Genomic DNA, 25980 nt, shown 5'->3' with positions numbered 1-25980 from the left:
TCTTGCTCCTCCTCAAGACGGAGGAACCCTAAGCCAAATAAAAACGCCGTTCACAGGAACGGCGCATGAGTGTTCTAGCACTATTATTTTTTCATCTGCTCATACTGGCGGGCAGCTTCTTTTGCAATAAGATTGTCTTCCTCCAGCCCGCTGACTTCCTTGAGCACATATAATGGCCCGTGCTCTTTCAGCATCTCCTGGATTTTAACGGCTTCCTCATCTCCCCGGAAGTCGAAATGCAGGGCCGCAGCAATGGCCTTGGCAAGATTTTCGAACGGCAAACCTGCCTTCATTGCCTGTTCTGCAGGACGGACAAGCCTGTCATTTGGCCCGAGCTTCCTTATCGGTGAACGCCCTACCCTTGTTACACCGTCGTTCAGGAAACCGTTCTGGAAACGGCCGATGATTTTCTTGATATACTGCGCATGCTCTTCTGCATCAAGCCCATATTCCTTTACAAGATATGCGCCAGTTTCCTTCAGCGTCGCTTCAGCCTGTTTGTACACAGCTTCATCCTTCAGGGCTTCATCAATAGTTTCCTTGCCTGCAAGGTAGCCAAGGTAGGCGATGACGGCATGGCCCGTATTGACGGTAAATAGTTTTCTTTCAATAAAAGGAGCAAGGTCCGGAACGATTTTCATTCCTTCTACAGCGGGGATATCTGTTGGTGCTTCGACAACCCACTCATAGTAAGGCTCAACCAGCACATCAAGGGACCCTTGGTTATTCTGGATCGGAACAATCCGGTCTACAGCTGAATTAAAGAAGAATACACGGCCTTCCAGCTTTCCTGCCGTTTCCTCATCCAGATTTTCAAGGATATAGCCTTTCAGCAGGTCGGTAGCTGAAATCTGGTTTTCGCAGGCAATGATATACAGCTTTTCATCAGTCTTTTTAACTCTTTCAGTAATGCCCTTGGCAATGAGAGGGGCAATGCGGGGCAGGATATTCGGGCCAATCGCTGTTGTAAGATACTCAGCCTCACCGATGGCTTCAATGACCTGGCTTTCCTGTGTCATATTATTGAGTCCGGACACAGAGCTGACCTTCTCTGATGAACCATTTTCTGCTGCCAGGTTGACTTTATATTCGCCTTGTTCATTCAATAGATTGATGATTTCTTCTGCAATATCAACAAAAGTTACTTGATATCCTGATTTAGAGAACAGGGCGCCTATAAAGCCGCGGCCGATATTCCCTGCACCAAAATGTACTGCTTTTTTCATAGTTATCATCCCTTTATCAATTGGTTTTGGATATAGTCGAGAAAAATTTCTTCCAGTCTCTTCTTTATAGCTTCCTCACTGCCTGAAGAAAATATCAGCATCGCTTCATCATTTTCAATCAGGCTGGTGCTGATCAGGCTGACGATTTCCTGCTGCCTTGGGCTTAAGCTTTCAGGCGCAAGCATAAGGAGCAGATTATCCGCCTCCATCATCCTGCCATCCATCCCTTTCAGCTGGACTGGGCGGCCGAGCCGTGACACTTGGAAAATCAGCTCTTTTACTGATTCTTGGCGGCAATGGAAAAGAGCCAGCCCAGTTTTCGGTATGCCCAGCCCGCCCAATTTCTCCCGTTCCCTTAAACGGGTGATGACCTTACCGCTTTCGGAAAGGCTTCCCTGTTCTTTTGCACTATGTACCATTCGGGAAACCACTTCCTCATGGTCAGCCGCTTCAGGAAAAAAGTAAAACCTGAAATTGCGGAGGATTTCTTTGATACTGTTTTGAACATCACCAAGGTCAGACAGCATTTGCCCTAGACCGATGCCCCGTTTTTTTTGCTTTGGATAACTGCTTTCGGGCGAAAAGGTGCGGCTGGCTGCCAGCTCCCCTATGTGTTTTTGCAGAAAGCCCTTTGCTGCCAGTATATCCTCCTCTTCCAGGAGCGGATTGACGAGGATGTACTCCAAATCTGTGTAAGGCAATCTTACTGTTGAAAAAATTATATCGTAGCTGTTCAGATCGGTTTGCTGTATTTCCTTGATAGAGGAAATTTCGACAGACTGGATTTCCGGCAATTCTTTTTTGATCCTGCTGGCCAGCATTTTGGAGGTTCCGATTCCTGTCGGGCAGATGATGAGTGCGTGGACTGAAAGCTGTTCTTCCCTGAGCAGCAGGACAGATCCGAAGTGAAGGGCAATAAATGCAGCCTCATCATCGGGAAAAGATATGTCACGGAACTCCTGTTGAAGGCTGTTTTTAACGGCGAGAAAAAGGGCTGGATACTTCTTCTTGATGTCTTCTGTCAATGGATTATGCATCCCCATATTCTGCCTGATCCTGAATATTGATGTTTCCATATGGGCGAGCAGGCCCTGGAATAGTGAGAAGTCTCCTGTTAAATCTGCATTCAGCTGGGCAGATACATGCTGGATGATATTTTTGACAGACTGTCCGATCATCACACTGTCATAGTGGACGGAATCAGGTGCCCGCAATTTGGATCCTTTCAGTACGATAGCAAGAAAACGGATATCCTGTTCAGCAAGGCTGACGGAAAATTCATCCGCGAGCTCATTGCCCAGGCTGGCAATCAGATTTGCTTCCTCCTGGATCTCCGGAGGTTCGATGAGGTCGTCCTCAATAAAGAAGCCGCCTTCGGTTCTTTGAAGAGAGATGCATAAATGAACCAGGATGCCGATATAGTCGCTGTCAGCCAATCTTGACTGCCCCTTATTGATTCTTCTGCCGGCAAGGCGGTCGGCTGCATAAAGGAACTTTGACCGGAAATAAAAGAGCACCCTGGGCTTGTTCCAGCTTCCTGCATCAAGGAGAAACAGGCTTTCTATCAGCTCTTCATTAAAATAGATCAAATAATAATCGGCCAGCGCCTTTCTTATATCCGATTCTTTGCCGGACAGCTCAACCCCTACCCCTCTTTTCCTTCTGACAGAGAGCCGGTAGCTTTCGAGCCAGCCAGCCAGTTCATCGAGGTATGCGGTATAGGTTGTTACACTGATGCCGACTTCCTTTGCCGCCGGCTGTAGTTTAAAAGGTTCCCCTTTAAGGAGCTCCAAAAGAATCAGCAGTTTCCTTTCCTGGGGAGTCTGGTCTGTCGGAATGGTTTCCGCCATTGTCTGCACAATCCGGAAAACGTCCTCATTCCGCCCGGAAATCACGAGCCCTTCATCAGGCGTCCGCCCAAGCTCGAGCCCGAACTGCCGAAGAACCTTTGCAACAGATGCAAGGTCCCGGTGGACAGTCCTGGCGCTAACGTTTAAGTAGGAAGCAAGTGTCAGGGCCGTATGCTTGCCGGCCGTCTTTATGATCAGTTCTATGATGCTTTTCTCCCTTGAGGTAATAAACATCTATATCAGCCCTATCTGGAACCAGATTCTTTTCTGCCAAAAAACAAAAGCGCAAAAAGGCACAAGCTGTGCCTTTCTGCATGACTTTACCGGTCCTTACCCGTTGAGGATATCCATTAACTCTTTAGCTGTTTTTGCCTGGACCATTTTTTCGATGTTTTCCATCTCCGAGCAAGTGACGGCAATGGAAGACAATATCTCAAGATGGGTGCCATCTTTACCGGCAATACCGAAGATCAAACGGACCTTTTCGCCGTTAAAGTCGACTCCTTCCGGAACCTGGATGACCGTAAATCCGGATTTGATGACTTCCTGTTTAGCAGCCTCTGTGCCGTGAGGGATGGCAACATCATTGCCCATATAAGTTGAAGTCATTTCATCGCGCTCGATCATGGCTTCAATATAATTTTCACGAACATAGCCGCCGTCGACAAGCGCTCTTCCGGCAAAGCGGATGGCTTCATCTTTATTATTAAATTTCTGGTTAAGGAATACGTATTTTTCAAGCAGCAGATCATTGTTTTCCACTGATTCAGCTGCAGGCGCATCCTTTCGTTCTTCTGCAGGTGATTCACCCATTGCTTCCGCTTCCGCATCTTCAGCGACCTCAATTAATTCTTCTTCTGCAGAACCTTTCAGCTTGCTGATCAGATTATCGTATTCAGGGCTTGAAAGGAAATTGTCCACTGACACATGATAGGCGCCAGGGATTTTATTTTTTGCCCTTGGCGTCAATTCTTCCTGTGTAATGACTACCTGTGCATCAGCAGGAATATTGCTGATTGCCGTATTGGTTACACTCACATCATTAAGACCAGCGGCCTTCACCTTTTTACGGAGAAGCGAAGCCCCCATGGCGCTTGAGCCCATTCCGGCATCACAGGCGAAAACAATTTTGCTCACATGTTCCGGAAGCTTGCCTTCTGTTGCTGTGAATGAAGAAGCAACTGAGCTTTTCTTGCCTTTCATTTCCTGCATCTTTTGTGCAGCAGCTTCTATATTTTCATCTGACTGCTTGCCTGTTTTTAAAATAAAGGCAGAAGCGATGAATGATACAGCGCCGGCTACAAGGACAGCTGCAAAGTTGGCAATATAGGCACTCGCATGGTGAGGCGTCACTGCCGTGATTGCCAGGATGCTTCCCGGTGAAGCTGGCGCGAACAATCCGCCGCCAAGCAGGACAAGTGTGAACACGCCGCTCATTCCGCCAAGGATGACCGCGATGAATAAAAGCGGACGCATCAGGATGTAAGGGAAGTAAATTTCATGTATTCCCCCAAAGAAATGGATAAGTGCAGCTCCAGGTGCAGATTGCTTTGCGTTTCCTCTTCCAAAGAAGATGTAGGCAAGAAGCACACCGATACCAGGTCCAGGATTGGCTTCCAGCAGAAGCAGGATAGACTGGCCTGTCTGCTTGATCTGTTCCGTTCCAATCGGAGTGAGAACTCCGTGGTTGATTGCATTGTTAAGGAATAGAATTTTGGCAGGTTCAATCAGGATGCTTGTTAAAGGCAGCAGATTTGTTTCTACAAGCCACTCCACCCCGCTGACCAGCCAGCCTGTGAATACATCGACTGCAGGCCCGACACCCGCAAATGCCAGAATCGCGAGCACTCCGCCAATGATTCCGGCAGAGAAGTTATTGACAAGCATTTCAAAGCCGGCCTTGATTTTGCCTTCGATGGCTCTGTCAAAAAGCTTGATTGCATAACCGGCGATCGGGCCGACGATCATGGCACCGAGGAACATTGGAATATCAGAGCCGACGATGACACCCATAGTGGCAATGGCACCGACTACAGCTCCGCGCTGGTCATGGATCAGTTTTCCGCCCGTATAACCAATCAGCAGCGGAAGAAGATAAGTAATCATTGGGTCGACCATTTTGGCAAGGCTTTCATTTGGCCAGAACCCTGATGGTATGAATAGTGCAGTTATCAGTCCCCAGGCGATAAACGCACCGATATTCGGCATAACCATGGAGCTCAGGAAGTTACCGAATTTTTGTACAGCTATTTTTATATTAGGCTGAGCCATTTGCACTCTTCCCTTCTATCTGTAGTATTTACTTATCTATGGTAAATGACAGGGGGGCAGGGTTCAATAAAGAAGAAAACTAACTTTGTCGCAAACTATTGTGACAAACCTATTGTTTCTCAAAAAAGGCCAGTTATTCTTACACCCTGCAGCAGAAAGAGCAGACTGAATGAAAATCCTCAGTCTGCTCTCATATTTTTATTCGAAAGTCCCTTTCACAATGGCTTTTCCGCCTTCCACCATGGTCCGGCCCATCGCTATGACGATATCAATCTGATAATTGTCCGGATCCAGTATAACCAGGTCTGCATCCCTTCCTGCTTCAATCGCCCCTTTATGAGGCAGCTTTAAAATATCAGCAGGGTTTTTGGTTATGACCCTGATTGCCTGGTCTAGCGGAATATCTTCGAGAAGGATGCTGTCACGGACTTCACTATATAAAGAGGATACCTTACCAACCTTCATTCCAATCAGCTCTCCTGCCTCATTGAAATCCGGCAGGCTGCCCTGGGCGTCAGAAGTAAATGTGATCTGTGATATTCCGACCCCTGCGTCAAGCATCCTTTTCAATCCTGTGCTGCATTTAACCTCCCCTTCCTCCTGGAACTTTGGAATGGAGCTGGTTGTAAAATCAACATAGCCTCCCCTTTTGGCATATCGGAGGCCCTCCTCAAAGAGATGGGGATTGCGGTTGATATGAGTCGGGTAAAACTGGCGGAGCGGAATATCAGTCTTTTCCACCACTTCTTCGATCAGCTTCAAGTGGTCATAGCTGTCCCCGACATGGATGTTAACGATCCCGGCTTTGCCAGAAAGCATTCCTCCTATCCGGGCTGCAGATGCTATTTTGGCGAGCTCCTCCACGGTAGGCTGGGAAGAACGGTGATCGCTGATGGCAATTTCCCCTGCCCCGATTATTTTATCAATCAGAATAATATCATCTTCAATTTTACCTGTGAGTGTCTTTACCGGCACCTGATACGAGCCTGTCTGCACATAGCAGGTGATTCCTTCTTCCTCCAGCGCCCTTGCCTTGGCAATCAGGCTGGGCATCGTCCTTGTGGTAGCATCTGTTCCGATTACGCCCACAATGGTGGTAATGCCTGCCAGAGTGGCATCGGTCAGCTGCAGCTCAGGAGTCCTTGTCCGGTAGCCGCCCTCGCCGCCTCCCCCAATGATATGGACGTGGGCATCAATGAAGCCGGGTACTACCAGCTTCCCCTCTGCCTCTATTATCCTGATTTCTGCAAAGCCTTCAGGCAGATCGATATGATCCTTTATATAGCCAATTTTATTTCCTGTAAGAAGTATATCTTTCTTTCCTATATAATCAGGTGCATATACATTCCCGTTTCTAATCAGAGTCAGCAACCTCTTATCCCCCTCCGCCATAAATGCCTCATTATTCAGAATGATTATGCATTTATCTTAATCCTATCTTTACCAGCCGGCAAACCTTATGCCTTATACAGCAGCTTCTATTGGAAAAATAGAGAAGCTCTGTCATCATTTTGACATGTTTAGACTTCGGGGTCCGGGGTAAATCTCAAGTAACAATAAACGATAAGAAAACAAACAAAAACTATAAATAATACTATAAAGGAGAACTGAACCATCATGAAAGAAATCATCTCAACAAACATTAACCTCGATAGCCATTTTACAATGAAAGATATGCTTGAAATCTATCAGGCAGCTAAGCAATATAAAGGCAACACAATCATCTATTGCAATCAAAAGTCTGTGGATGCATCCAATATGCCGAAGCTGGTTTCCTTCCTGCTTACCCAAAAAGCGAATACATCCATTAAAGTGATTGTGGAAGGGGTACAGGCAAAGAAACATCTCGCCAAAATCAAGGAAACATGCGCAAATCGTGTATCAGCCCTCAAAAAAGCTGAACAGCCGTTACTAACAGAAACCGTTTAATTCCCAGAAAGGCAGTGAACCCAAATGATCCGGACGATTCTTATGATAATCGGCGCCATCGTTGTAATTGGCGCACTTGTAAGCTGGCTGTTCTAAGACAGCAAAAAAAAGAGCCCTCCGGCTCTTTTTTTATTCTTCATGCTTTTTGTCTTTCTTTTTTTCTTTCTCTTTCTCTTTCTCTTTTTCCTTATCCCTGCCCTTTAAGCGGTCTTCCCATTTCCCTTTTTCTTCGCGCAGCTTTTCCTGCCACTTCTCGGCTTCCTTCCTTAAGTTCTCCTCCCATTCTCTGGCCCTCTTCCATCTTTCTTCTTTCTCTTTTTGTTCAATATAATAAGATATATGCGGAACATTGAATGATTCAGCATCTTTCCCTTCAAGGGCAGCCTCCATCAGCTCACGGAAGATTGGGGCGGCGCCTTCACTGCTTGTTGTTGTTAAATAGTGGTTTTCATCTGTATGGTCATAACCGACCCATACAGCACCGGCAAGCTGAGGCGTATAGCCGGTGAACCATTGATCCTTTACGCCGTCTATTCCTTCAATCGGCACCTGAGTCGAACCAGTCTTCCCTGCAGTTTCTCTTCCAGGTATGCCTGCGGCCTTCCCGGTTCCCTGCTCGACAACCCCTAATAGCATGGTTGTCATCTGTTCTGCAGATTCTTTAGAGACTGCCTGCACCGCCTTATCTTTCCGTTCAGCCACTACATTTCCTTGAGCGTCTTCAATCTTTATGATTGCATGGGCCTCTTCCCTTACACCATCATTGGCAAATGCCGCATAAGCGCCGGCCATTTCCAGCGGTGACACACCTGATGACAATCCTCCAAGAGCAATCCCCAGGTCTCTGTCGCTCTCCTCCAGAGGAATTCCAAACCGCTTGGATGCTTCAATACCCGCTTCAATCCCGATTTCATTAAGTAGCCAAACCGCTGGAAGATTAAGCGAATCTTTGACGGCCTCATACATTGGCACCTGCCCGCGGTACTGGCCATTGTAGTTGCCTGGTTCATAGCCGCCAAAGCTCATTTTCTCATCTTTTACCTCATCTGTTGCCTTCCAGCCCTCTTCCAGGGCAGGTGCATAGGCAGCCAAAGGCTTCATTGCTGAGCCTGGCTGGCGCTTCAGCTGGGTGGCCCGGTTAAAGCCCCTGAAGACATGCTCGCCGCGTCCGCCGACCAAAGCCCGGACACCGCCTGATTCAGGATCCACCAGTACAGCACCGCTCTGAACGATCTGGTCCTCTTTTCCTTGCGGGAAAAGATCGTCCCTTTGGTAGATTTCTTCTGCTGCTGCCTGCATATCAGGATCAAGCTCAGTATAGATCCTGTATCCCTCTGTCAATAATTCGTCCTGTGTCAGCCCATATAATTCGATTGCTTCATCCAGGACATGATCGACATAATAAGGAAACTTCCCTTTCAATGGATCGCCTCCCTTGTCGTTGAGAGCAAGCGGCTCTGCCTTGGCTTGTTCATATTCACTGGCAGTAATATAATTCTGCTCCTTCATTTGCAGCAGGACAGTATCCCTCCGTTCTACCGCCTCTTCGGGATGGCCGATTGGATTCAGGGCCGAAGGGGCCTTGATGATTCCCGCCAGAATGGCCGACTCGCTTATGGTCAGATCTTCGGCATCTTTGCCAAAGTATTTAAGGGCTGCATTTTTGACGCCCCATGCCCCTTCTCCAAAATAAATCTGATTCAAATACATCTGAAGGATTTCTTCCTTTGAATATTTCTTATCAATTTCCCTTGCCAGGAAAAACTCTTCCATTTTCCGCTTGTATGTTTTTTCATGGGTGAGCAGTGCATTCTTCGTCAGCTGCTGTGTAATGGTGCTCCCGCCTTCGACTACACCGCCAGCCTTGATATTAGTGAACAGCGCTCTCATAATCCCTTTGTAGTCGATGCCGCTGTGCTCATAAAATCTTTTATCTTCGATTGCGACTACGGCATTTTTCAGGCTGTCAGGCATCTGGTCGGCACGGAGGCCTTCATTTTTGCTTGCTGATATTTTGCTTGCCTCTTCCCCGCTGTAATCGTAGATGACTGTTGGCAGCGACATCCCATCCTCCAGATTGCTGATATCCGCGTCCTTGCCCTGAAAATAAAAGAAACTAAGGAAGCCGAGGATCGATGTAGAAAAAAATAAAAGGACGATCTGTAAAATACGTTTTAGTCTATAAATACGATTTTGTTTACTTCTGCCTTCTCTTGTATTGCTCATTTAATCACAACCTTTATTGAAACTGTCTTGGTGACTTCTTATCATACTGTAAACAATTTTCTTAAAGACTTTTACTCTAAAATGATGGGATATAAACCATAATTATCCTTAATTGCAGTTTGGGTACTTTTATATAATCCGAAAGTTTTCTCCCTTTTATAGGGGTACAAAATTTTGATGCAGCTAAAACAGGCAGGATTCTTTTATCGGAAATATGGGTAAATAGAAAATAATCACAAATCTCCTATTAAGAAAGGATGATGACAATGAATCAGTTCAATCGGATTGTAGTCGGATATGATGATACAGAAGGCAGCAATAGGGCACTCCAGCTCGCCGTTCAGATGGCAAAAGGGAATCCGGAAGCACATGTACTGGTAGCAAATGTCTATGATGAAAAGGTAGAAAACGTCATGACTGATAATGAAAAAATGGTGGAGCCGGTAAGAACAAACGGATATATGCTGGAAGGGATCCAGATTCCGCCTATGTCAATCAGGCATGATGACCCCAATCCTCCAACACACGCCATTATCTCAAACAGTGTGGATGACGCATTCTATAAAGCCAAACAGGAGCTTGAACCCCATAATATCCAGGTAAAATATGATTCACTTGACGGCAGCCCGGCAGAAAGCATCTGTGATTACGCCTCGGCAGAAGGAGCCGATCTGATCATTGTCGGAAACTCCGGTAAAGGCGGGCTGAAGCAGATGTTCCTGGGAAGCGTCAGCAGCAATATCGCCAAACAGGCGCCATGCCCTGTGCTGATCGCAAAGTAATAAATCCACGCTCATACAAAAACGCTAAGATACCCAGTATCTTAGCGTTTTTCTTTCTCTCTCCATGCACAGATCCTCTCCCGGGTCACGAGCTTACTTGTCCGCATCTGCCCCTCTCGCAATTTCGAAAAAACGTTCTTTTGATATCTCTTCATCAAAGCTGCTGTAAATCCTGTACAGGTCTTCATCTATTATCCGGAAATGCTGGCTGATGATATTCTGCTGTAGAACATATCTTCCTTTTCTCTCGACCTCTCTCCACCATATTTTCCCTCCAAGGGTCTTTTCTTTACGATAATCAATACCTTCCCTTGCGATGGTTTCGAGCACTTCAAGCGGTTCGTTCCCAAACAGGAATTGCACGGTTTCAGTTTCACGGAACAGGGCACAGACAGCCACTACTGTAGACCAGCCTGCATAAGCTCTGCCCTTTTCAATCTGAACCAGTGTTTTTTTTGAGATTCCGATGATATCCGCCATCTTATCCTGGGTGTAGCCTGCCTCTGTACGAATGAGGCGGAGCTTTTCTGAAACCTTCATTATAATTTCTTCTCGTGTCAATATTCGCGCCACCCTTTTCCAGTGTAATATTACACCAATTCTAACACATTATAAAAGCCGGTATAACTTTTATGTTTATGTATTTGATAATTGCCTGTACTTTTTTATGCCCTTTACCATTCAAATTAAACTGAAGCTTTTTTATAGGACACCTGACACCCAGTATTTTACATAAATGATCATAATTTTACACTTTAGGACCCGATCCCCGATCTTTCGATAAATTTCTGTAAATTCCCAAGAAAATTCCGGAGGATTTATCTTATTGTAGGCGAATGTTATACAGCAAGGTTAATAGTCAAAAAGATAGGCGGAGGGTAAAATGTTATCACTATCAAATCAAAAGCTGCTTGATTTTCTTGAAAGAGAGAAGCATATACTTCTGGAGCAATGGAATAAAGAGATTGTCTTAACAGAGACAGATCCTTTCAAAGATTATATAAGAGAAAACGGAGAGGCTATGTTCAGCCTGATCTTGACCAGTTTGTCCAAGTCAGAACAGGATCTGGATGTCTATCTTCAGCAGCTCGCCATCAAAATTGCCTCTCAGCGGGTGAAAGCCAATATCAACATCGGAGAATTTGTCTACAATGTAAATATGGGCCGGTCCATCATCTATAAAAATCTCAACCGGGTTGATGTCCACTGGGATGATCTGCAGAACTGGATCGACAGGATCAATGTGTGTTTTGACAAATTTCTTTATTATGCTGTCAGCCATTATACAGATGCCAAGAATAAGATTATTGATGAAAAAACGGAATTCATTAATTCAACCCATAAAGACCGCCTTACCCTTCTGGGACAAATGACATCCAGCTTTATACATGAATTCAGAAATCCGCTGACTTCCATCCAGGGTTTTGTTCAATTGCTTAAAGCTGAAAACCCTCCCATGAATTATTTAGATATCATTTCCAATGAGCTCGAACAGCTCAATTTCCGCATTTCGCAATTCCTGTTATTATCCAAGAAGGAGCTTATCGGAAAGGAAAAAACTACTTTTAACCTGAACAGTCTGGTTGAAGAGGTGCTGATTTTCCTGTATCCAAGCATATTGGATGCCAAAGTCCGCATTATGAAGGAAGTCGATGAAAGCACCCATCTTTGCGGCTATGAAGATGAAATCCGCCAGGTGCTTATCAATATCATTTTTAATGCCATCGATGTTTTGAACCCCTATAGGGAGGATCCGATCATTGAAATAATCTCATTCATGACTTCAGACTCTTTTGTACGGCTCGAAATCAGAAATAATGGGCCGCAAATACCTGAGCATCTGCTAAGTTCCATCTTTGAACCTTTTGTTACCACCAAAAAACTGGGAACCGGACTGGGACTGTTTGTCTGCCGTGAAATCATCGAAAAGCATAAAGGCTTCCTTTCCTGTGAATCAGATTATGATAAAACCATTTTCAGCATAACTCTGCCCCTGCATACCGGCGAAAAAGCAGGATCCAGCTGCGAATAAATAAAGAATGGCTGCTGATCGTTAATATTTACGCTGCTCCGCTTCCCTGTGTATGATTGGATTGTTAGATACCTCCAGATAATTCAAATCTATAGAAATAGGGGGCGAAGATTTGTTTACACTAAAAGTAGATAATGAAATCCGGCTTCAGCTGTTTCAGCTGCATCATGCCGACGAGCTTTATGCATTGGTGGACGGAAACAGGAAGCATCTAAGGGAATGGCTTCCCTGGGTTGACAGCATGACCTCCCCCTTGCAATATCACAGCATCATCCCTATGTGGCTGAAGCAATTTGCCGAAAACAATGGATTCAACACCGGCATAAGGTATAAGGGGACACTGGCAGGGGCCGCCGGCATACACCATATCGACTGGGCAAGCAGGCAAATGAGCATAGGCTATTATCTGGCCGAAGGCTTTCAGGGAAAAGGAATCATGACGAGGACAGTTCAGGCAATGGTCAATTACGGCTTTAACGACCTGCGTTTGAACCGGATTGAAATCAGGTGCGGGATCATGAACCATAAGAGCAGGGCTGTCCCTGAGCGGCTGGGGTTCACACAGGAGGGAATCATCAGGCAGGGTGAGTTTCTTAATGACCATTACCATGATCTGGTGGTCTACGGGCTGCTTGCGGAGGAATGGAAATATTGAATCGGCCCAAAAACAAAAAGCCAGCAGCGCTGGCTTTTTGTTTTTAAATAATCCTCCGCCCAATCTGGGACAGCGCAAAATAGATGCCGTGCTGAAGGGTCTGGAAGCAATCATATTTTGAAAGCTTGATGCCGGACTGAGTGATGGCCACTCCCAGTTCAGCGGATATGCCGACAAGGATGGTGTCTATGCCGATGAGTGATGCAGCAGAACCAAGCTTATGGATGAAGTCACCCGTGAAATTGCCGATATCTTTATCAAGTCCGGTTAGATCGAGGACAAGATATTTAGCCTGATGCTTAGGAAGATTGTTCAAGGTCTTGGTCAGCAGATCTTCTGAACGGCTCTCATCATATTTTCCTATCAGCGGCACAACGACGATGCCTTCCAAAACAGGAATGATTGGAGAAGAAAGCTGCCTGACCAGGTCGTGCAGCTCCATGGTCTGTTCTTCCACCAGAGCCTCAAGGCTCCGGATTTGCTCGGACTCTTTCCTTCTTGATAGCTCATGGATATTATGTGAAATCGTCACACTGGAAGGAAAATATCTGACTTCTGTATACTCATGACCTTCTATCTGGCTGGCTGCCACTTCATACCAGATATTTTCTCCAAACAGCCCTGTAAAAATTCCGGCATAATGTGCAGGCAGGAAGGTTCCGCCTGTTTTTTTATTTTGTGCAAGATTGATTTTATGCTCCCATGTATCCTGCATTTGCACCGTAACTGTTTTTGCCTCTTCATTAAGCTCTGTTACAACGGTTTTTCCCCAACCAGCAGATGCGTATGTGTTAGGGATAAGCTTTGTTGCATCTTCAGCAGAAACAGTTTTCAGTTTTTCGAAATACTCTCCGACCACCTGCCCCATCCGGTATCCCGTAGTCTCGAGCACTACGCTGGCTGCTTCTTCACCGGAAATTTCTTCAATGGTGTCAAAGAATGTCTTCATCGCTGAATTAATCCAAAATAATACGGCATCTTCCCCTTCATAGATGAACTGGCCATTATTGAAATCCCACTGGAAATCAAGGCCATGCACATTAATAGAAGGTTTGCTGTCCGGCAGTTCATTTAATTTCATTGGTCTACCCCTTTATATTTTACAACTTGTCCAGTATAGTCAGAGTCTGCTCCTTACTATCCTGGTTTCTGCCACTTCCTATACTATAAATTTATACTTTCTATGGGACGATGTCTAATTTCCTGCAGGAACCAGCAGTTTAACCTTTGCTGCAGGCGGGAAATAAAAGAGAAATCCATAGAAAAGGTGCATGAATATAATGAATGATAAAAATCCCGGGATCGTACAGGAAGAATTACCCGGCTTTGCCGATGTGCTTAAGCACGCCTTTGATAAAGGCCAAAGCGAGGCTGAACTGACATTGAACGACCTGCTGGCAGATTTGAGGATCCAGCTGCAGCCAGTCATTCAGCGACAGCAAAAATAAATAGTGGAAAACAGGCTGCCGGAAGTTTCCGCAGCCTGTTTTTTCAATGATAAATACAAGCTTCCCCAGCTGGTTTTATCGCTGTAATTGGTATTTCCATGAAAAGAGGCGGCTACCCGGGCGGTCTTTCATCCTTTTTAGGAACCGCGCTGGATGAGCCCAAAATCAGCACGGAACACTAATGATCCCCTGAACACAAAAAAATCCCCGGAATTCCCGGTGTAATTTTTTGTATTTTCCGATAAATTGATTCATAATTGTTCATAAGCTGCATATATTCTCATAAAATAAGAGTACTCACTCCATTCCAACCGCAACGTTTGACTGTACGGTTTGATTTACCGTATAATTATGGTTAATTTTATGAAAATATGCATCTTGCTTTTTTGAGCCAACCAAACAATAATTACGAATTAAAATCTGATACCGAGGTGATAAGATGGGGCATTCTATCGCATTGGTGAACTAGCAGCGATTGCAAATGTATCAAAGAGAACGATTGACTATTATACTGCATTGGGCCTTATACAGGCTGAAAGATCAAAATCGAATTACAGGCTTTATGCTGAAGATGTGCTGCTCGACCTTACATTCATCGAAGAATGCAAAAAGCTGCACATACCGCTTGAAGAGATTAAGAGAAAGCTGGAATTGAAGAAAGATGGGAATGCGGCATCAGGGATCGTCGAAAAGCAAATTCTTGATGTTACACAGCAGATAAGGCACCTTCATACAGAGATTTCATCCCTCCTTCCGCTTATTCAAAAGCTGGACGGGGAAGAAAAAAACAACATCTCCAAAAAGCTGAGTACAGAAGGGTTGGCTTTGATCCAGTCTCTTAAAACCTTAACAAGCTAAAATATTTTTGTATTATCAGGAGGTGACTCCTTACTCGCTCACGCGGGATAAGGAAACTTATTGGACATATTAAACTTGGTTATTATAGCCATTTTAATTGCTTTTACGGCATTTTTTGTCGCTTCGGAATTTGCAATCATCAGGGTGAGAAGCTCAAGGATTGACCAGCTTATAGAAGAAGGCAGCAGCTCTGCACTTGCTGCAAAGAAAGTGATTACGAACCTGGATGGCTACCTGTCCGCCTGCCAGCTTGGCATTACCGTGACCGCGCTGGGAATAGGGTGGCTCGGAGAACCAACAGTCGAGCATATTTTAAGGCCGGTGCTGACAAACCTCAGCATCCCGGAATCTGTATCACATATACTTTCTTTTTCTATCGCTTTTGGCCTTATCACGTTCCTCCACGTTGTGATCGGAGAACTTGCGCCAAAGACTCTCGCTATTCAAAAAGCTGAATGGATTACGCTTGCATTTTCCCGTCCGCTGATCGGTTTCTATAAAATCATGTACCCTTTCATCTGGGCGCTGAATGGCTCTGCACGCTTAATCACTGGCTTCTTTGGGTTAAAGCCGGCTTCCGAGCATGACCTGGCACATTCCGAAGAGGAGCTTCGCATCATTTTATCCGAAAGCTATAAAAGTGGTGAAATCAACCAGTCTGAGTTTAAGTATGTAAACAAGATATTCGAGTTTGATAACAGGATTGCCAAGGAAATCATGGTCCCGCGTACAGAAATCGTTTCGCTTGCCAAGGATGATACGCTCGAAACCTTCCTGCAGCTCGTCCATGACGAAAAGTTCACAAGGTATCCGATTATCGATGGAGATAAAGACCATATTATCGGAATGGTCAACATAAAGGAAATCATTACTGACTTCATCAAGGACCGGGAGATAACCTCCAAGACGCTTGAAGCGTATACCCGGCCGATCATCCGGGTCATTGATACGATTCCGATCCATGACCTGCTGGTGAAAATGCAAAAAGACCGGATCCATATGGCCATACTGATGGATGAATACGGGGGGACTTCAGGCCTTGTGACAGTCGAAGACATAATAGAAGAAATCGTCGGTGATATCCGCGACGAATTTGACAATGATGAGGTCCCAATGGTCCGGAAAATGGATGAAGGGCATTTCATATTTGATTCCAAAGTTCTTGTGAGTGAAGTGAATGACCTCCTCGGCCTTGAGATCAATGATGAAGATGTGGATACAATGGGCGGATGGATCCTGACAGAGAACTATGAAGCGAAGCAGGGCGATACGATTCATTTTGATTCCTATGACTTTACCATCCTAGAAATGGAGGATCATCATATCAAGTATATTGAAGTAAAGAAACTCCAGGAAAAGGCAGTCCCGGTCGAACAGCAGAATGAGCAGCAGATTATGCTGGCTAAGTCGGAGGTCCTTTCTTAGAGAGAAAAACCTTTCCCAGTGCGGGAAAGGTTTTTTGTTTGGAGATTATTGGGGTATTATGTCACTACTGCGAAAAGGCTGGTCACGTGAGCACATCTGGTTTCTTGGATGCATGACTTGGCTTTTTTTCATCTGGCGATGTATCCCAGACGGGCTCTCGCATACATGACTGGACTTTTTTTCATCTGGTCATGTATCCCAGACGGGCTTTCGCATACATGACTGGGCTTTTTTTCGTCTGGTCATGTATCCCAACCGGGCTCTCACATACATGACTGGCCTTTTTTTCAACTGGTCATGTATCCCAGAAGGGCTCTCACATACATGACTTGGGCTTTTTTCTTCTGGTCATGTATCCCAACCGGGCTCTCACATACATGACTGGCCTTTTTTTTCAACTGGTCATGTATCCCAGAAGGGCTCCCGTATACATGACTTGGCTTTTATTCAACTGGCCATGTATCCCGGACAGGCTCTCCCATACATGACTGTGCCTAATCTCGCCTGCCCATGTATCCCAGACTGACTCTCGCATGCATGACTTAGCCTCCCTTCGGCTGTTCCTGTACCCCAGCGGCACTCCCGGTTGCATGACCCAGCAGCAGAATCAGAAGTCTTGCCCCCTATCATCCTTCGCGGAAACGGCGTTACACCCTTCATCCCGGAAATCTGATCCTAAAGAGCGTCCCTTGGTTTCTTTCACTTTCTACCTCAATTTCCCCATTATGAAGCTGTACGAGCTGTTTGACGATGGAAAGGCCGATCCCGAATTCACCGAACGTGCTGCTGGTCCTTGACAGATCTGCTTTATAGAAGCGGTGCCAGATCGATTCAATTTCTCCCGGGTCGATGCCGATCCCAGTGTCTTGGATCTCAATGACTGTTTCTTCATTACCTTTCCGCCCTCTCAGCCACACAGTTCCCCCATCGGTAAATTGGATGCTGTTCTTAACAATGTTGATGATGATTTGGATGATGCGGTCATAATCTGCTTTTACAAATAGCTCTTCATCGGCCTCAAGCACGATTTCTATCCCTTTTTCTTCGGCCTGGAACTCAAGCTGCTCCTTTACTACTTCAAACAGATCCAGGACCTGGATATTGCCAATGTCCAGCTTGATCTGGTTTGAGCGGATTTTCTCATAGTCGAGATTTTCATTAACCAGCCTGATAAGCCTTCTCGCTTCCCGGTCAATCAGATCCATGCCCTTTTGCTTTTCCTGATCAGGTATTAAATTATTCTTCATGCCTTCTGCCACGCCGCTGATTGTCGTAAGCGGCGTCCGCATTTCGTGGGAAACATCTGCAATGAATGTTCTCCGCCGGTTTTCAAGCCTTTCAATTTCTTCATTGGAGGACCTGAGCTTTGCGGCCATATGGTTGAAGTCTTCTGCAAGCTCCCCTATTTCATCAAACTGTGTGTTTTTGATATTAACATTATAGTCTCCCTTGGAAATCATCGAGGTCGCATTCCTCAATTCTTTGATTCGCTTGAGGAGATTTTTGGACAGCACCCAGCTGAGGAGAATTGTTGCAGTCAGACTGATGATAATGGTGTACAGCAGGAATTTATTCAGCTGGCTGGCCATCTGGAGTGCACCGCTGATCGGCGACATGAGGAGGATTCCCCCTGTCATTCTGCCGTCATGCATATATGGGATGGCTACCAGTGTCACTTCCTGCTCAAAGCGCTTGATGTCATGCTTGATGGAAATTGAATGCCCGCCGGCAAGCCTTTTCCTCTCTTCATCTGTAAATAATAGGCTGAGCCCTCTGGTCTGTGGATAGATAACGCCGTAGCTGCCGTCAAATAGATAATAGTTGATATTGCGGGCCCTCAGCAGCTGGCTGTACTCTTCGAGAAACTGCTCATTGCCCACCGGCCTCACTGAGAGCTCCTTCAGCACCTGCTGACCATAAGCAGCTAGCTCCTCCGTCTTATTTTGAAAAACATAACTTTGGACGAATTGGGTAAAAAGCAGGCTCAATAGCAGGAAAGCCATGATCAGGATGCTGATATGGCTGACAAGGAGCTGATAGAAATATTTAATTTTCACCTGCGGCCTCCGATTCATCAAATTTATAGCCTATTCCCCAAACCGTATGGATGAACGGCTGGGAAGCGGTGCCGATTTTTTTGCGCAGGCGCTTGATATGGACATCGACCGTCCTCTCATCCCCGTAGAATTGATATCCCCACACCCGGTCCAGGAGCTGCTCTCTTGAAAAGACCTGCCGCGGGTTTTTGACAAAATAATAAAGCAGGTCAAATTCCTTTGGCGTCAGATTATTCAAGGGCTGGCCTTTGTAGAGCACTTCTCTCGTATCCTTGCTGATCTTGAAAAACTGGCTTGAGATATAGTTTGCCTCCTCCTGCTTGGAGGAATCAGCCTGGTACCTTCTAGTTACAGCCTTGATCCTCGCCATGAGGGCAAGCGGGCTAAATGGCTTTGTCACATAATCATCCGCTCCCATCTCAAGGCCCAGCACCTGGTCAGATTCACTGTCTTTCGCTGTCAGCATGATAATCGGAACTGTGCTCAATTCCCTGATTTTCCGGCAGAGTGTTACACCATCCATGACAGGCAGCATCCAATCGACGATGACAAGATCCCAGGATTCTTTATTGAATGCATCAAAGCCATCCTGGCCGCTGTGGACAAACTTGCCTGTATAGCCTTCTTTCATAAAAAACATTTCTAGCATCGAGCAGACACTTTCATTATCTTCAACTACCAATATTTTCATATTCAGACACCATCCCCGGACACATGCCCGTTAATATAATGAAGCTCCGCAGCACTTCAGACAGCATCCCGCAGAATCTCTAAAAAAATAATAGAAAAACCAGAATGCTGTCAAAACTAGCATCATCCCTGTACTTCCGGGCTTTTATACTCATTTTAAACCATAAAATTCTCCATATCCACTCCCCCAGCCTTCCTGGGGTTTTTATCCTTTCGTAATGGTGCAGGAAAGCCACATCTGCAGAATGTATCAGAGTTGTTTCCAGCTTCGCCAATTAGATAAAATGAATATATTGCTGTAAAATCCTGCATCCCACATTATGAACAGAAGTATGTTACACTGAATAACATTAAGAACCCAGACTTTCAATACTTTTATTTGTTTTCTTTATTAATCCCTTAAAATATAATTATATTAACACATTTTCAACGCTGAACTCCCACCTTCCAGAGATTTGGCACAGGAGCACCAGCGAAGGAACAGCCGACAGAACTTCCTTGCCACGCGACCAATATTTATCGAAGAAGGTGGTCATAATGGAACAATACACAAACCAGCTTACTGATGCCCTGCTTTCTGGTGACCAGGATAAAGCTTGGGAGATTATATATGGCCAGCACAGGCATTCAGCCAATACACTTGAAATTTTTGAAAAGCTGATTACAAAGTCCATGCAGCGTGTCGGCGAGCTTTGGCAGAATGACGATATCTCTGTTGCCGACGAACATTTAGCCACTACAACATGTGATTTTGTGCTTTCACGATACAGACATCAGGTTTCCAGGGAAGTCCAGCCGAAAAAAGGAAGGAAAGCGATGTTTTTCTGCCTGGAAAATGAACAGCACTTTCTCGGCCTGAAAATGGCAGCTATCATCTTTGAAGAAAAAGGGTGGGAAACAAGGCTGCTTGGCCCGAATGTTCCTTTAGAGAAAGGAAAAGAGTCGGCGGAAGAGTGGCAGCCTGATGTAATAGGATTGTCCTTCACCATGATCAATCATGCCGAAAAGCTTTCCATTTATGTAAAAGAACTTGAAAGCATTAAGCACTCGCCCGCGGTATTTGTCGGCGGCCGGCTGCTCAAATATTACGATTTTACCAGCCATTGCTCCATCAAAACAACGCTGCTGAAAGAGCTCATAGATATTGAGCAGTGGATTCCAACTTTACCTTTTGGAGAGGAATTGAATGCAAGATAATAAGCTATTGCCCCTGCCCTATTTTAAAATAAATGAAAAGCTTGATATCCTCGAAAGCTCTGCTGAGGCAGCCAGCTTGTTTCTGCCTGCCGGAAACCTGCTGGAGCTGATTGATGACGAAAGTGCAGAAAAAGCGAAGAATGTCCTCCTGAATAAAAAGAAAAAACAGACAGAGCTGAATATGAAAACCCACTCTTCCCCTTTTGCTTTAGTTAAAGTGCATATCAGCTGGAACGGGGATACTGCACAGCTTCTGCTGATTGAGGAAGATGATAAGATAAATATCCTTGCCGGCCAAGTGGAAAAGCACAGGCAGCGGCTTGCTGAAACAAATCTCGACCTGCTTGAGAGCAAGGAAAGCGCTGAAAGATTATACAGAAAGATGATTGAGCTTTCCAGCCCTTTCATCCATATCTCAGATGAACTTGTGCTCATCCCGCTCTTCGGAGAACTTTCAGAACAGCTGATTAACCAGAATAAAGATCGTCTGCTTGACCTGCTGCATGATTCAAATGTGAATCGTATCCTGATTGACTTTAACGGTGTCGCAAGCATCTCTCGTGAAGGGCTGATCCTTTTTCAGCAGCTCCTTTCCCAATTCACCCTGCTGGGTGCAGAAACTGTCCTGATAGGCATCAACCCGGAGCAGGCAAAAACCATCCACAATAATTTCCCTGATCTTGAAGCCAAATATATAAATAGTCTGCATAAAGCTATAAAAAAAGGATTATAAGAAAAAATAGAGAGGAGGGCCTTAGTAAGGCCCTCCTCTCAACATCACTGCTAACCTAGGAAATGGTGTGTTAACTTATGAAAAAACAGAAGTCAAATGCCCGGACATGGCTGACTACACTTAGAAAAAGAAAAAAAATGACACAGGAAGAGATTGCTTCTAAATCCTTCATTGACAGGGCGTATTATGCACAGATTGAGAATGGCGACAGAAATCCTAGTGAAGAAATCAGACAGAAAATAGCCAGCATCCTTGACTTTCACCCTTCCACTTTCATTCTTGCAGATGAGAGTCCCTTCCGTTTTGCTATGGAGCAAGCGCCCATGGTCATTGCCCACTGTGATCTTGATTTAAGATATACCTGGCTCTTCAATCCGCATGCCGACTTTACTTCAGAACAGTCAATTGGGATGCGCGACGACGAACTTGCCGACAACAGCGGGACCCGGGCACTTATGCTGCTCAAGCAGAAAGTGATCGATACCGGACAGAATTTTCGTGAGGAGATTACATTTCCCCTCTCCGATGGAAATATGACCTATGTCGTTTTTGCCCATCCTTTATTGGACAGTGAAGGCAAAATCATCGGTGCAGCCACTGCCTCCACAGGAATTTCCTCCACCGTGGACGCCGATACATAAGAAAAGCGCAAGCACCTTGGTCACGCTTTCAGGAACGCAGACTATGTGACCTCGAGGGGCAGGCGCATCTGCCGGACAGTAATCGAATACTTTTTTATCAACTAAAAAGGACGATGTTCAAGAAGCATCGTCCTTCTGTATACGGGCCCTTAAACCCACTCTGATATTTGTTCTACGGCAAGACGATTAGTTGGCCGCCCTGGCTTTGCTGCTTTTCCGACTGTGATCAGCATGATCGGGACATAACGGTCAGATACATTGAACTCTTCAATGAATGCCGGCACATTAAATCCGCCGATCGGGCATGTATCCAGGCCCTTTGCCTTTGCTGCCAGCATCAGCTGCATGGCCGCCAATGAAGCATTGCTGAATGCTGCATCTCTGGCTTTACTTTTATCCTTATATGCTCCCTCAACTTGGTTGATCAGAATTTGCTTGATTTCTTCAGACATAAGCCCGTCAGAAACATCCTGGCTGAAAACCGCTTCAGCGTTCTTATTGGCCTCCAGATCCCCCAGCACCGCAAAAACGGCTGAAGCCTCCACGATCTGCTGCTGGCTGTAAGCGATCGGCAGCAGTCGCTGCTGCGCTTCCTCACCATGAAAAACGAGGAATTTCCAATGCTGCAGATTCCATGCCGACGGAGCTTTTGCCGCCAATTCGATAATTTCTTCCACTTCACCCTTTGTTAGCGTGCTTTCTGGATCATAATTTTTAACGGACCTGCGCCCGGCTGCTATTTCAAAAAAGTCTGCTGTCTGCTTTGCCATAAAGGTTCACTCCTAAAATAAAAATCCGGGTAATACAATGTCGATATTATAATGAAAAAATATTTACCGTCAAGCAACTCCACTTCCAGCAGCTGCATAGGATAGCAAAGGGCCGCTCACAGCGGCCCCCTTACTATATCCAGGCAGCATGCACCCTATTCCCATCAGGCAAGATAGACGAAATATGCCAAAAAGGCTGCGAAAAGCCCGTACATGATCGGGTGAATTTCTTTTCCTTTTTTCAGGGCAAGCATAGCGGCCGGGTATAAAATGAAGCCTAATGCAATACCGGTTGCAACACTGAAGGTGAGCGGCATCATCAGGATCGTTACAAACGCCGGTATGGCGATTTCAAGCCTGGTCCAATCGATCAGCCGCACTTCGGATGCCATGAGTGCACCCACGATGATAAGGGCCGGAGAAGTTACTTCAGCCGTAATGACACCGAGAAGCGGCGAGAAGAACAAGGCAATGGCAAAGCACCCGGAAATAATGACAGAAGTAAATCCAGTCCTTCCCCCGGCCGCAATTCCTGAGCTTGATTCAATCATTGAGGCGGTTGTTGAGGTCCCAAGGACAGAGCCAACAACCGTGGAAGCAGAATCGGCCAGAAGCGCCCTGCCAGCGTTTGGGATTTCGTTATTTTTCATTAGTCCCGCCTGGCTCGCAATGGCAATCAGGGCTCCGGCAGTATCAAAGAAAGCCACGAACAGGAATGTAAAGATGACAGCAAGCATTTCCGGCGTAAACACCTGATCCAAATGCAGGAACACTTCCCCGAAGGTCGGGCCAAGGCTTGGGATAGGCCCGACCACTTGAGTTGGAGACTCTATCACTCCAAAAATCATGCCCGCAATAGCAGAGACGACCATTCCATAAAAAATTGCGCCTCTAATGCCTTTTACAAGCAGGATGACTGTTAGAATAAAGCAGAAAACTGCCAATAAGACTGCAGGTGACCTAAGATTGCCGATTGATACGAAGGTTGCTTCATTTCCCACAATCAGGCCGGCATTCTTCAGGCCGATAAAAGCGATGAAAAAACCGATTCCCGCAGCAATGGCATGCTTCAGGTCTCCGGGAATAACATTGATGATTTTTTCGCGTATTTTCAGGAGAGATAAGATAACAAACAGAACACCAGATACAAATACACCTGTCAAGGCTGTCTGCCATGGAATCCCCATTCCGATGCAAACAGAAAAAGTAAAGAACGAATTAAGTCCCATGCTTGGCGCTATTCCGATAGGATAATTGGCCAGCAGGCCGATCAGCAGCGAACCAATGATGGCTGAAAGGGCTGTAGCTGTGAAAACAGCGCCTTTGTCCATTCCAGACTGGCTCAGGATAATTGGATTGACGATAAGGATATAAGCCATGGATAAGAACGTAGTGATGCCGGCAACCGTCTCCTGTCTATATGTGGTGCCTCTTGAAGTGAATTGAAAGAAATTGGACATTTGGCTCCTCCTGCAGGAATTATTTTTGAAGCTCTTTCTCTATAGGCTTATTGTTGACCAGAAATGGAACAAAAAAAGCCCCGCTTTTACAAGCGAAGCTGCGGCGCAAATATACAGGAAGCCCCCCAAAAAAGAATACGGGGTAAAGCAAACCTGTAGACAAGCCATTTACGGCAGCTTGGTAGAAACGTCCAGACCTTATTTCCGGACATATACAGTAATAAATGTTTTATGAATATAATGTTGCCATTCTAACAAGCAGAGCCGGGAAGCGTCAATTTAAAAATAAATTCAGACTACTGATATCGTTTTCGGGGCCACCTCTGCTTACTGGCTGATTTTTACAGGCTTACAGTGCATATTCATTGTTAAACCTGGAGCAGAATGGGTATTTACATGGTAAGGACTAAAAATGAAAAGAAAGGAAGGTGCAGAATTTGATTATTGTCTATATCAGTTTAGCCATTTTTGCGGGTGCACTTATTTATCTCGGCATCAGCGCCTTTAAAATCTACAAAGATTCCAAGCCGGCTATTCAAAATCTGACAGAGACTGCTAAAAGGCTGCAGCAGCAGACTGACAACATCAAAACCCAGACAAATGAGCTTACGGTTCACCAAAAGGAAATCCAGCAGGATATCCAGACGAAAAAGGAAAAGGTCAATCATGTTGTCTTGCAGGCAAAGCAGACCCCCAAGTTGTTTAAAAAGCTTTGGACCAAACGCATTCCTTATGTAAACAAATTTAATTAACTCAAAAAAAGGAACCCCCGGGGTTCCTTTTTTTATAGATCAGTTGAAGGAAGCAGCAGCCTTTTTCTTTGCCCGCACAGTAGGACTGACACGCTCCCGATGGTAAATAGCATTAATTTCGCCGCCCACTACGAGGGCAAGGCCGGTCAGATAGAACCAGAGCATAAGCACGATGACTCCCCCAAGGCTGCCGTAGGTTCCTGAATAATTGGCAAAATTGCCGATATAGATGGAGAGCCCGAGGGAGATCAGCTGCCAGAGGACTGTTGCCGCAATGGCTCCCGGTATTACGTGCTTGAAAGGATAATGTTTATTAGGCGCCAGCTTGTATAGGACAGACAAGACAGCAGCTATGACTAAAATGGCAACTACCCATCTTAGAACAGAAAACAGGATTTGCATTTCCGACGGGATATCAATGAAAGATTGTACAAGATCTAATATCACATTGCCGAATACCGGAAGAACCAGAGCAACGATCAGCGATAAAATAAGCCCTAGTGTCAGGCCCATTGAGATGAGCCTTGCTTTGATGAAAGACCTGGTTTCCTCGACGTCAAAGGCCTGGTTCATGGCCCTGATGAAAGCCTGCATGCCGTTGGAGGCTGACCATAATGTACCGATGATACCGAAGGTCAACAACCCGCCGCTGGGCTGTGTTACTATGTTCACTACATTTTCTTCAAACACTGCTGCCGTTTCGGAAGGCATGACAGTCTGCATAAAGGAAATCGCCTTTTGCGGGTCAATATTCAGATACGGAACGATGGAAAGCAGCAGAATGAGAATCGGAAAAACAGAGAGCATATAATAATATGCCTGCTCAGCCGCCAGTCCCGTCGCCCTGTCCTCCTTAATTTCCTTTCCCAGTTTCTTTAGATACGATATCATTTTTTTCATTTGCTATTCATCAACTCCTGCCAGCCCATTTAAATGGGGATAATGATTTATTGTCCTTTTCCCCCTAACACCGGCCGC

The 25980-nt window shown here is 45.6% G+C and carries 23 protein-coding genes and 1 riboswitch; of the genes, 11 read left to right on the top strand and 12 right to left on the bottom strand.

Going from position 1 to position 25980, the window contains the following annotated elements; genetic code table 11:
* Positions 1-83 precede the first annotated feature (83 nt).
* From LCM00_RS07470 to iadA, 4 genes are all read right to left on the bottom strand, one after another.
* Positions 84-1226 (bottom strand): mannitol-1-phosphate 5-dehydrogenase, encoded by a 1143-nt coding sequence (locus tag LCM00_RS07470; protein ID WP_224899633.1) that lies wholly within the window; start codon positions 1224-1226, stop codon positions 84-86.
* A 5-nt stretch (positions 1227-1231) separates the two neighbouring features.
* The gene (locus tag LCM00_RS07465; RefSeq protein ID WP_224899630.1) at positions 1232-3310 is read right to left on the bottom strand and encodes a BglG family transcription antiterminator; all 2079 of its coding nucleotides are present in this window, start codon (positions 3308-3310) and stop codon (positions 1232-1234) included.
* A 96-nt stretch (positions 3311-3406) separates the two neighbouring features.
* The gene (locus LCM00_RS07460) at positions 3407-5347 is read right to left on the bottom strand and encodes a PTS mannitol transporter subunit IICBA (protein WP_224899627.1); all 1941 of its coding nucleotides are present in this window, start codon (positions 5345-5347) and stop codon (positions 3407-3409) included.
* Positions 5348-5545: 198 nt separating this feature from the next.
* Positions 5546-6718, bottom strand: coding sequence for a beta-aspartyl-peptidase (gene iadA, locus LCM00_RS07455; protein WP_224899624.1), 1173 nt, complete (start codon positions 6716-6718; stop codon positions 5546-5548).
* A gap of 246 nt (positions 6719-6964) precedes the next feature.
* On the opposite strand from iadA, the gene LCM00_RS07450 reads away from it, so the two are divergent.
* The gene (locus LCM00_RS07450) at positions 6965-7276 is read left to right on the top strand and encodes an HPr family phosphocarrier protein (RefSeq protein ID WP_224899621.1); all 312 of its coding nucleotides are present in this window, start codon (positions 6965-6967) and stop codon (positions 7274-7276) included.
* 129 nt (positions 7277-7405) lie between these two features.
* On the opposite strand, the gene LCM00_RS07445 is transcribed toward LCM00_RS07450, so the two are convergent.
* Positions 7406-9502, bottom strand: a complete 2097-nt coding sequence (locus tag LCM00_RS07445) for a transglycosylase domain-containing protein (protein WP_224899618.1) — start codon at positions 9500-9502, stop codon at positions 7406-7408.
* A gap of 266 nt (positions 9503-9768) precedes the next feature.
* Between LCM00_RS07445 and LCM00_RS07440 the strand changes: the two genes are divergently transcribed.
* The gene (locus tag LCM00_RS07440) at positions 9769-10284 is read left to right on the top strand and encodes a universal stress protein (protein WP_224899615.1); all 516 of its coding nucleotides are present in this window, start codon (positions 9769-9771) and stop codon (positions 10282-10284) included.
* A 93-nt stretch (positions 10285-10377) separates the two neighbouring features.
* Here LCM00_RS07440 and LCM00_RS07435 read toward each other — a convergent pair whose 3' ends face one another.
* Positions 10378-10845 (bottom strand): helix-turn-helix transcriptional regulator, encoded by a 468-nt coding sequence (locus LCM00_RS07435; protein ID WP_224899612.1) that lies wholly within the window; start codon positions 10843-10845, stop codon positions 10378-10380.
* A 322-nt stretch (positions 10846-11167) separates the two neighbouring features.
* Here LCM00_RS07435 and LCM00_RS07430 point away from each other — a divergent pair, with 322 nt between their 5' ends.
* Positions 11168-12316, top strand: a complete 1149-nt coding sequence (locus LCM00_RS07430) for a histidine kinase N-terminal domain-containing protein (RefSeq protein ID WP_224899609.1) — start codon at positions 11168-11170, stop codon at positions 12314-12316.
* Between the two features lie 112 nt (positions 12317-12428).
* Entirely contained in the window at positions 12429-12971 is a 543-nt protein-coding gene (locus LCM00_RS07425) for a GNAT family N-acetyltransferase (RefSeq protein WP_224899606.1), read from the top strand.
* A 43-nt stretch (positions 12972-13014) separates the two neighbouring features.
* Here the strand turns inward: LCM00_RS07425 and LCM00_RS07420 are convergent, their stop codons facing one another.
* Positions 13015-14052: an STAS domain-containing protein gene (locus tag LCM00_RS07420; RefSeq protein ID WP_224899603.1), complete on the bottom strand. Its 1038-nt coding sequence runs from the start codon at positions 14050-14052 to the stop codon at positions 13015-13017.
* Positions 14053-14251: 199 nt separating this feature from the next.
* Here LCM00_RS07420 and LCM00_RS07415 point away from each other — a divergent pair, with 199 nt between their 5' ends.
* The 3 genes from LCM00_RS07415 (at position 14252) to LCM00_RS07405 (ending at position 16702) form a co-directional block, all read left to right on the top strand.
* A complete protein-coding gene (locus LCM00_RS07415; protein ID WP_224899600.1) occupies positions 14252-14419 on the top strand; it encodes a hypothetical protein in 168 nt (55 codons plus the stop codon).
* Positions 14420-14875: 456 nt separating this feature from the next.
* Positions 14876-15277 (top strand): MerR family transcriptional regulator, encoded by a 402-nt coding sequence (locus LCM00_RS07410; protein ID WP_224900583.1) that lies wholly within the window; start codon positions 14876-14878, stop codon positions 15275-15277.
* A gap of 60 nt (positions 15278-15337) precedes the next feature.
* Positions 15338-16702 (top strand): hemolysin family protein, encoded by a 1365-nt coding sequence (locus LCM00_RS07405; protein WP_224899597.1) that lies wholly within the window; start codon positions 15338-15340, stop codon positions 16700-16702.
* 656 nt (positions 16703-17358) lie between these two features.
* Here the strand turns inward: LCM00_RS07405 and LCM00_RS07400 are convergent.
* Both LCM00_RS07400 and LCM00_RS07395 read right to left on the bottom strand, forming a co-directional pair.
* A complete protein-coding gene (locus LCM00_RS07400) occupies positions 17359-18759 on the bottom strand; it encodes a HAMP domain-containing sensor histidine kinase (RefSeq protein ID WP_318247599.1) in 1401 nt (466 codons plus the stop codon).
* Positions 18749-19450 (bottom strand): response regulator transcription factor, encoded by a 702-nt coding sequence (locus LCM00_RS07395; protein ID WP_224899591.1) that lies wholly within the window; start codon positions 19448-19450, stop codon positions 18749-18751. Before LCM00_RS07395 ends, LCM00_RS07400 begins: the two co-directional genes overlap by 11 nt.
* A gap of 497 nt (positions 19451-19947) precedes the next feature.
* Here LCM00_RS07395 and LCM00_RS07390 point away from each other — a divergent pair, with 497 nt between their 5' ends.
* The 3 genes from LCM00_RS07390 (at position 19948) to LCM00_RS07380 (ending at position 22020) form a co-directional block, all read left to right on the top strand.
* Positions 19948-20646, top strand: a complete 699-nt coding sequence (locus LCM00_RS07390; RefSeq protein WP_224899588.1) for a cobalamin B12-binding domain-containing protein — start codon at positions 19948-19950, stop codon at positions 20644-20646.
* Positions 20636-21379 (top strand): STAS domain-containing protein, encoded by a 744-nt coding sequence (locus LCM00_RS07385; RefSeq protein WP_224899585.1) that lies wholly within the window; start codon positions 20636-20638, stop codon positions 21377-21379. The genes LCM00_RS07390 and LCM00_RS07385 overlap by 11 nt, the downstream gene beginning before the upstream one ends.
* Positions 21380-21456: 77 nt before the next feature.
* Positions 21457-22020: a helix-turn-helix domain-containing protein gene (locus tag LCM00_RS07380; RefSeq protein WP_224899581.1), complete on the top strand. Its 564-nt coding sequence runs from the start codon at positions 21457-21459 to the stop codon at positions 22018-22020.
* Between the two features lie 149 nt (positions 22021-22169).
* Here LCM00_RS07380 and LCM00_RS07375 read toward each other — a convergent pair whose 3' ends face one another.
* Together LCM00_RS07375 and LCM00_RS07370 are read right to left on the bottom strand one after the other, a co-directional pair.
* Positions 22170-22790 carry a nitroreductase family protein gene (locus tag LCM00_RS07375; protein ID WP_224899579.1) on the bottom strand — a complete coding sequence of 207 codons (621 nt, stop codon included), beginning with the start codon at positions 22788-22790 and terminating at the stop codon, positions 22170-22172.
* Between the two features lie 164 nt (positions 22791-22954).
* The gene (locus LCM00_RS07370; protein WP_224899578.1) at positions 22955-24250 is read right to left on the bottom strand and encodes an NCS2 family permease; all 1296 of its coding nucleotides are present in this window, start codon (positions 24248-24250) and stop codon (positions 22955-22957) included.
* Between the two features lie 136 nt (positions 24251-24386).
* A riboswitch (purine riboswitch) is annotated at positions 24387-24488 on the bottom strand.
* A gap of 199 nt (positions 24489-24687) precedes the next feature.
* On the opposite strand from LCM00_RS07370, the gene LCM00_RS07365 reads away from it, so the two are divergent.
* Entirely contained in the window at positions 24688-25002 is a 315-nt protein-coding gene (locus tag LCM00_RS07365) for a DUF948 domain-containing protein (RefSeq protein ID WP_224899576.1), read from the top strand.
* A gap of 39 nt (positions 25003-25041) precedes the next feature.
* Here the strand turns inward: LCM00_RS07365 and LCM00_RS07360 are convergent, their stop codons facing one another.
* Entirely contained in the window at positions 25042-25902 is an 861-nt protein-coding gene (locus tag LCM00_RS07360) for a YihY/virulence factor BrkB family protein (protein WP_224899574.1), read from the bottom strand.
* Positions 25903-25980: the final 78 nt, after the last annotated feature.

This window comes from Bacillus infantis, assembly GCF_020171945.1.
Lineage (GTDB): Bacteria > Bacillota > Bacilli > Bacillales > Cytobacillaceae > Bacillus_AB > Bacillus_AB infantis_A.
The sequence above is the reverse complement of the archived record's forward strand: the minus strand, read 5'-3'. Positions and strand labels throughout refer to the sequence as shown.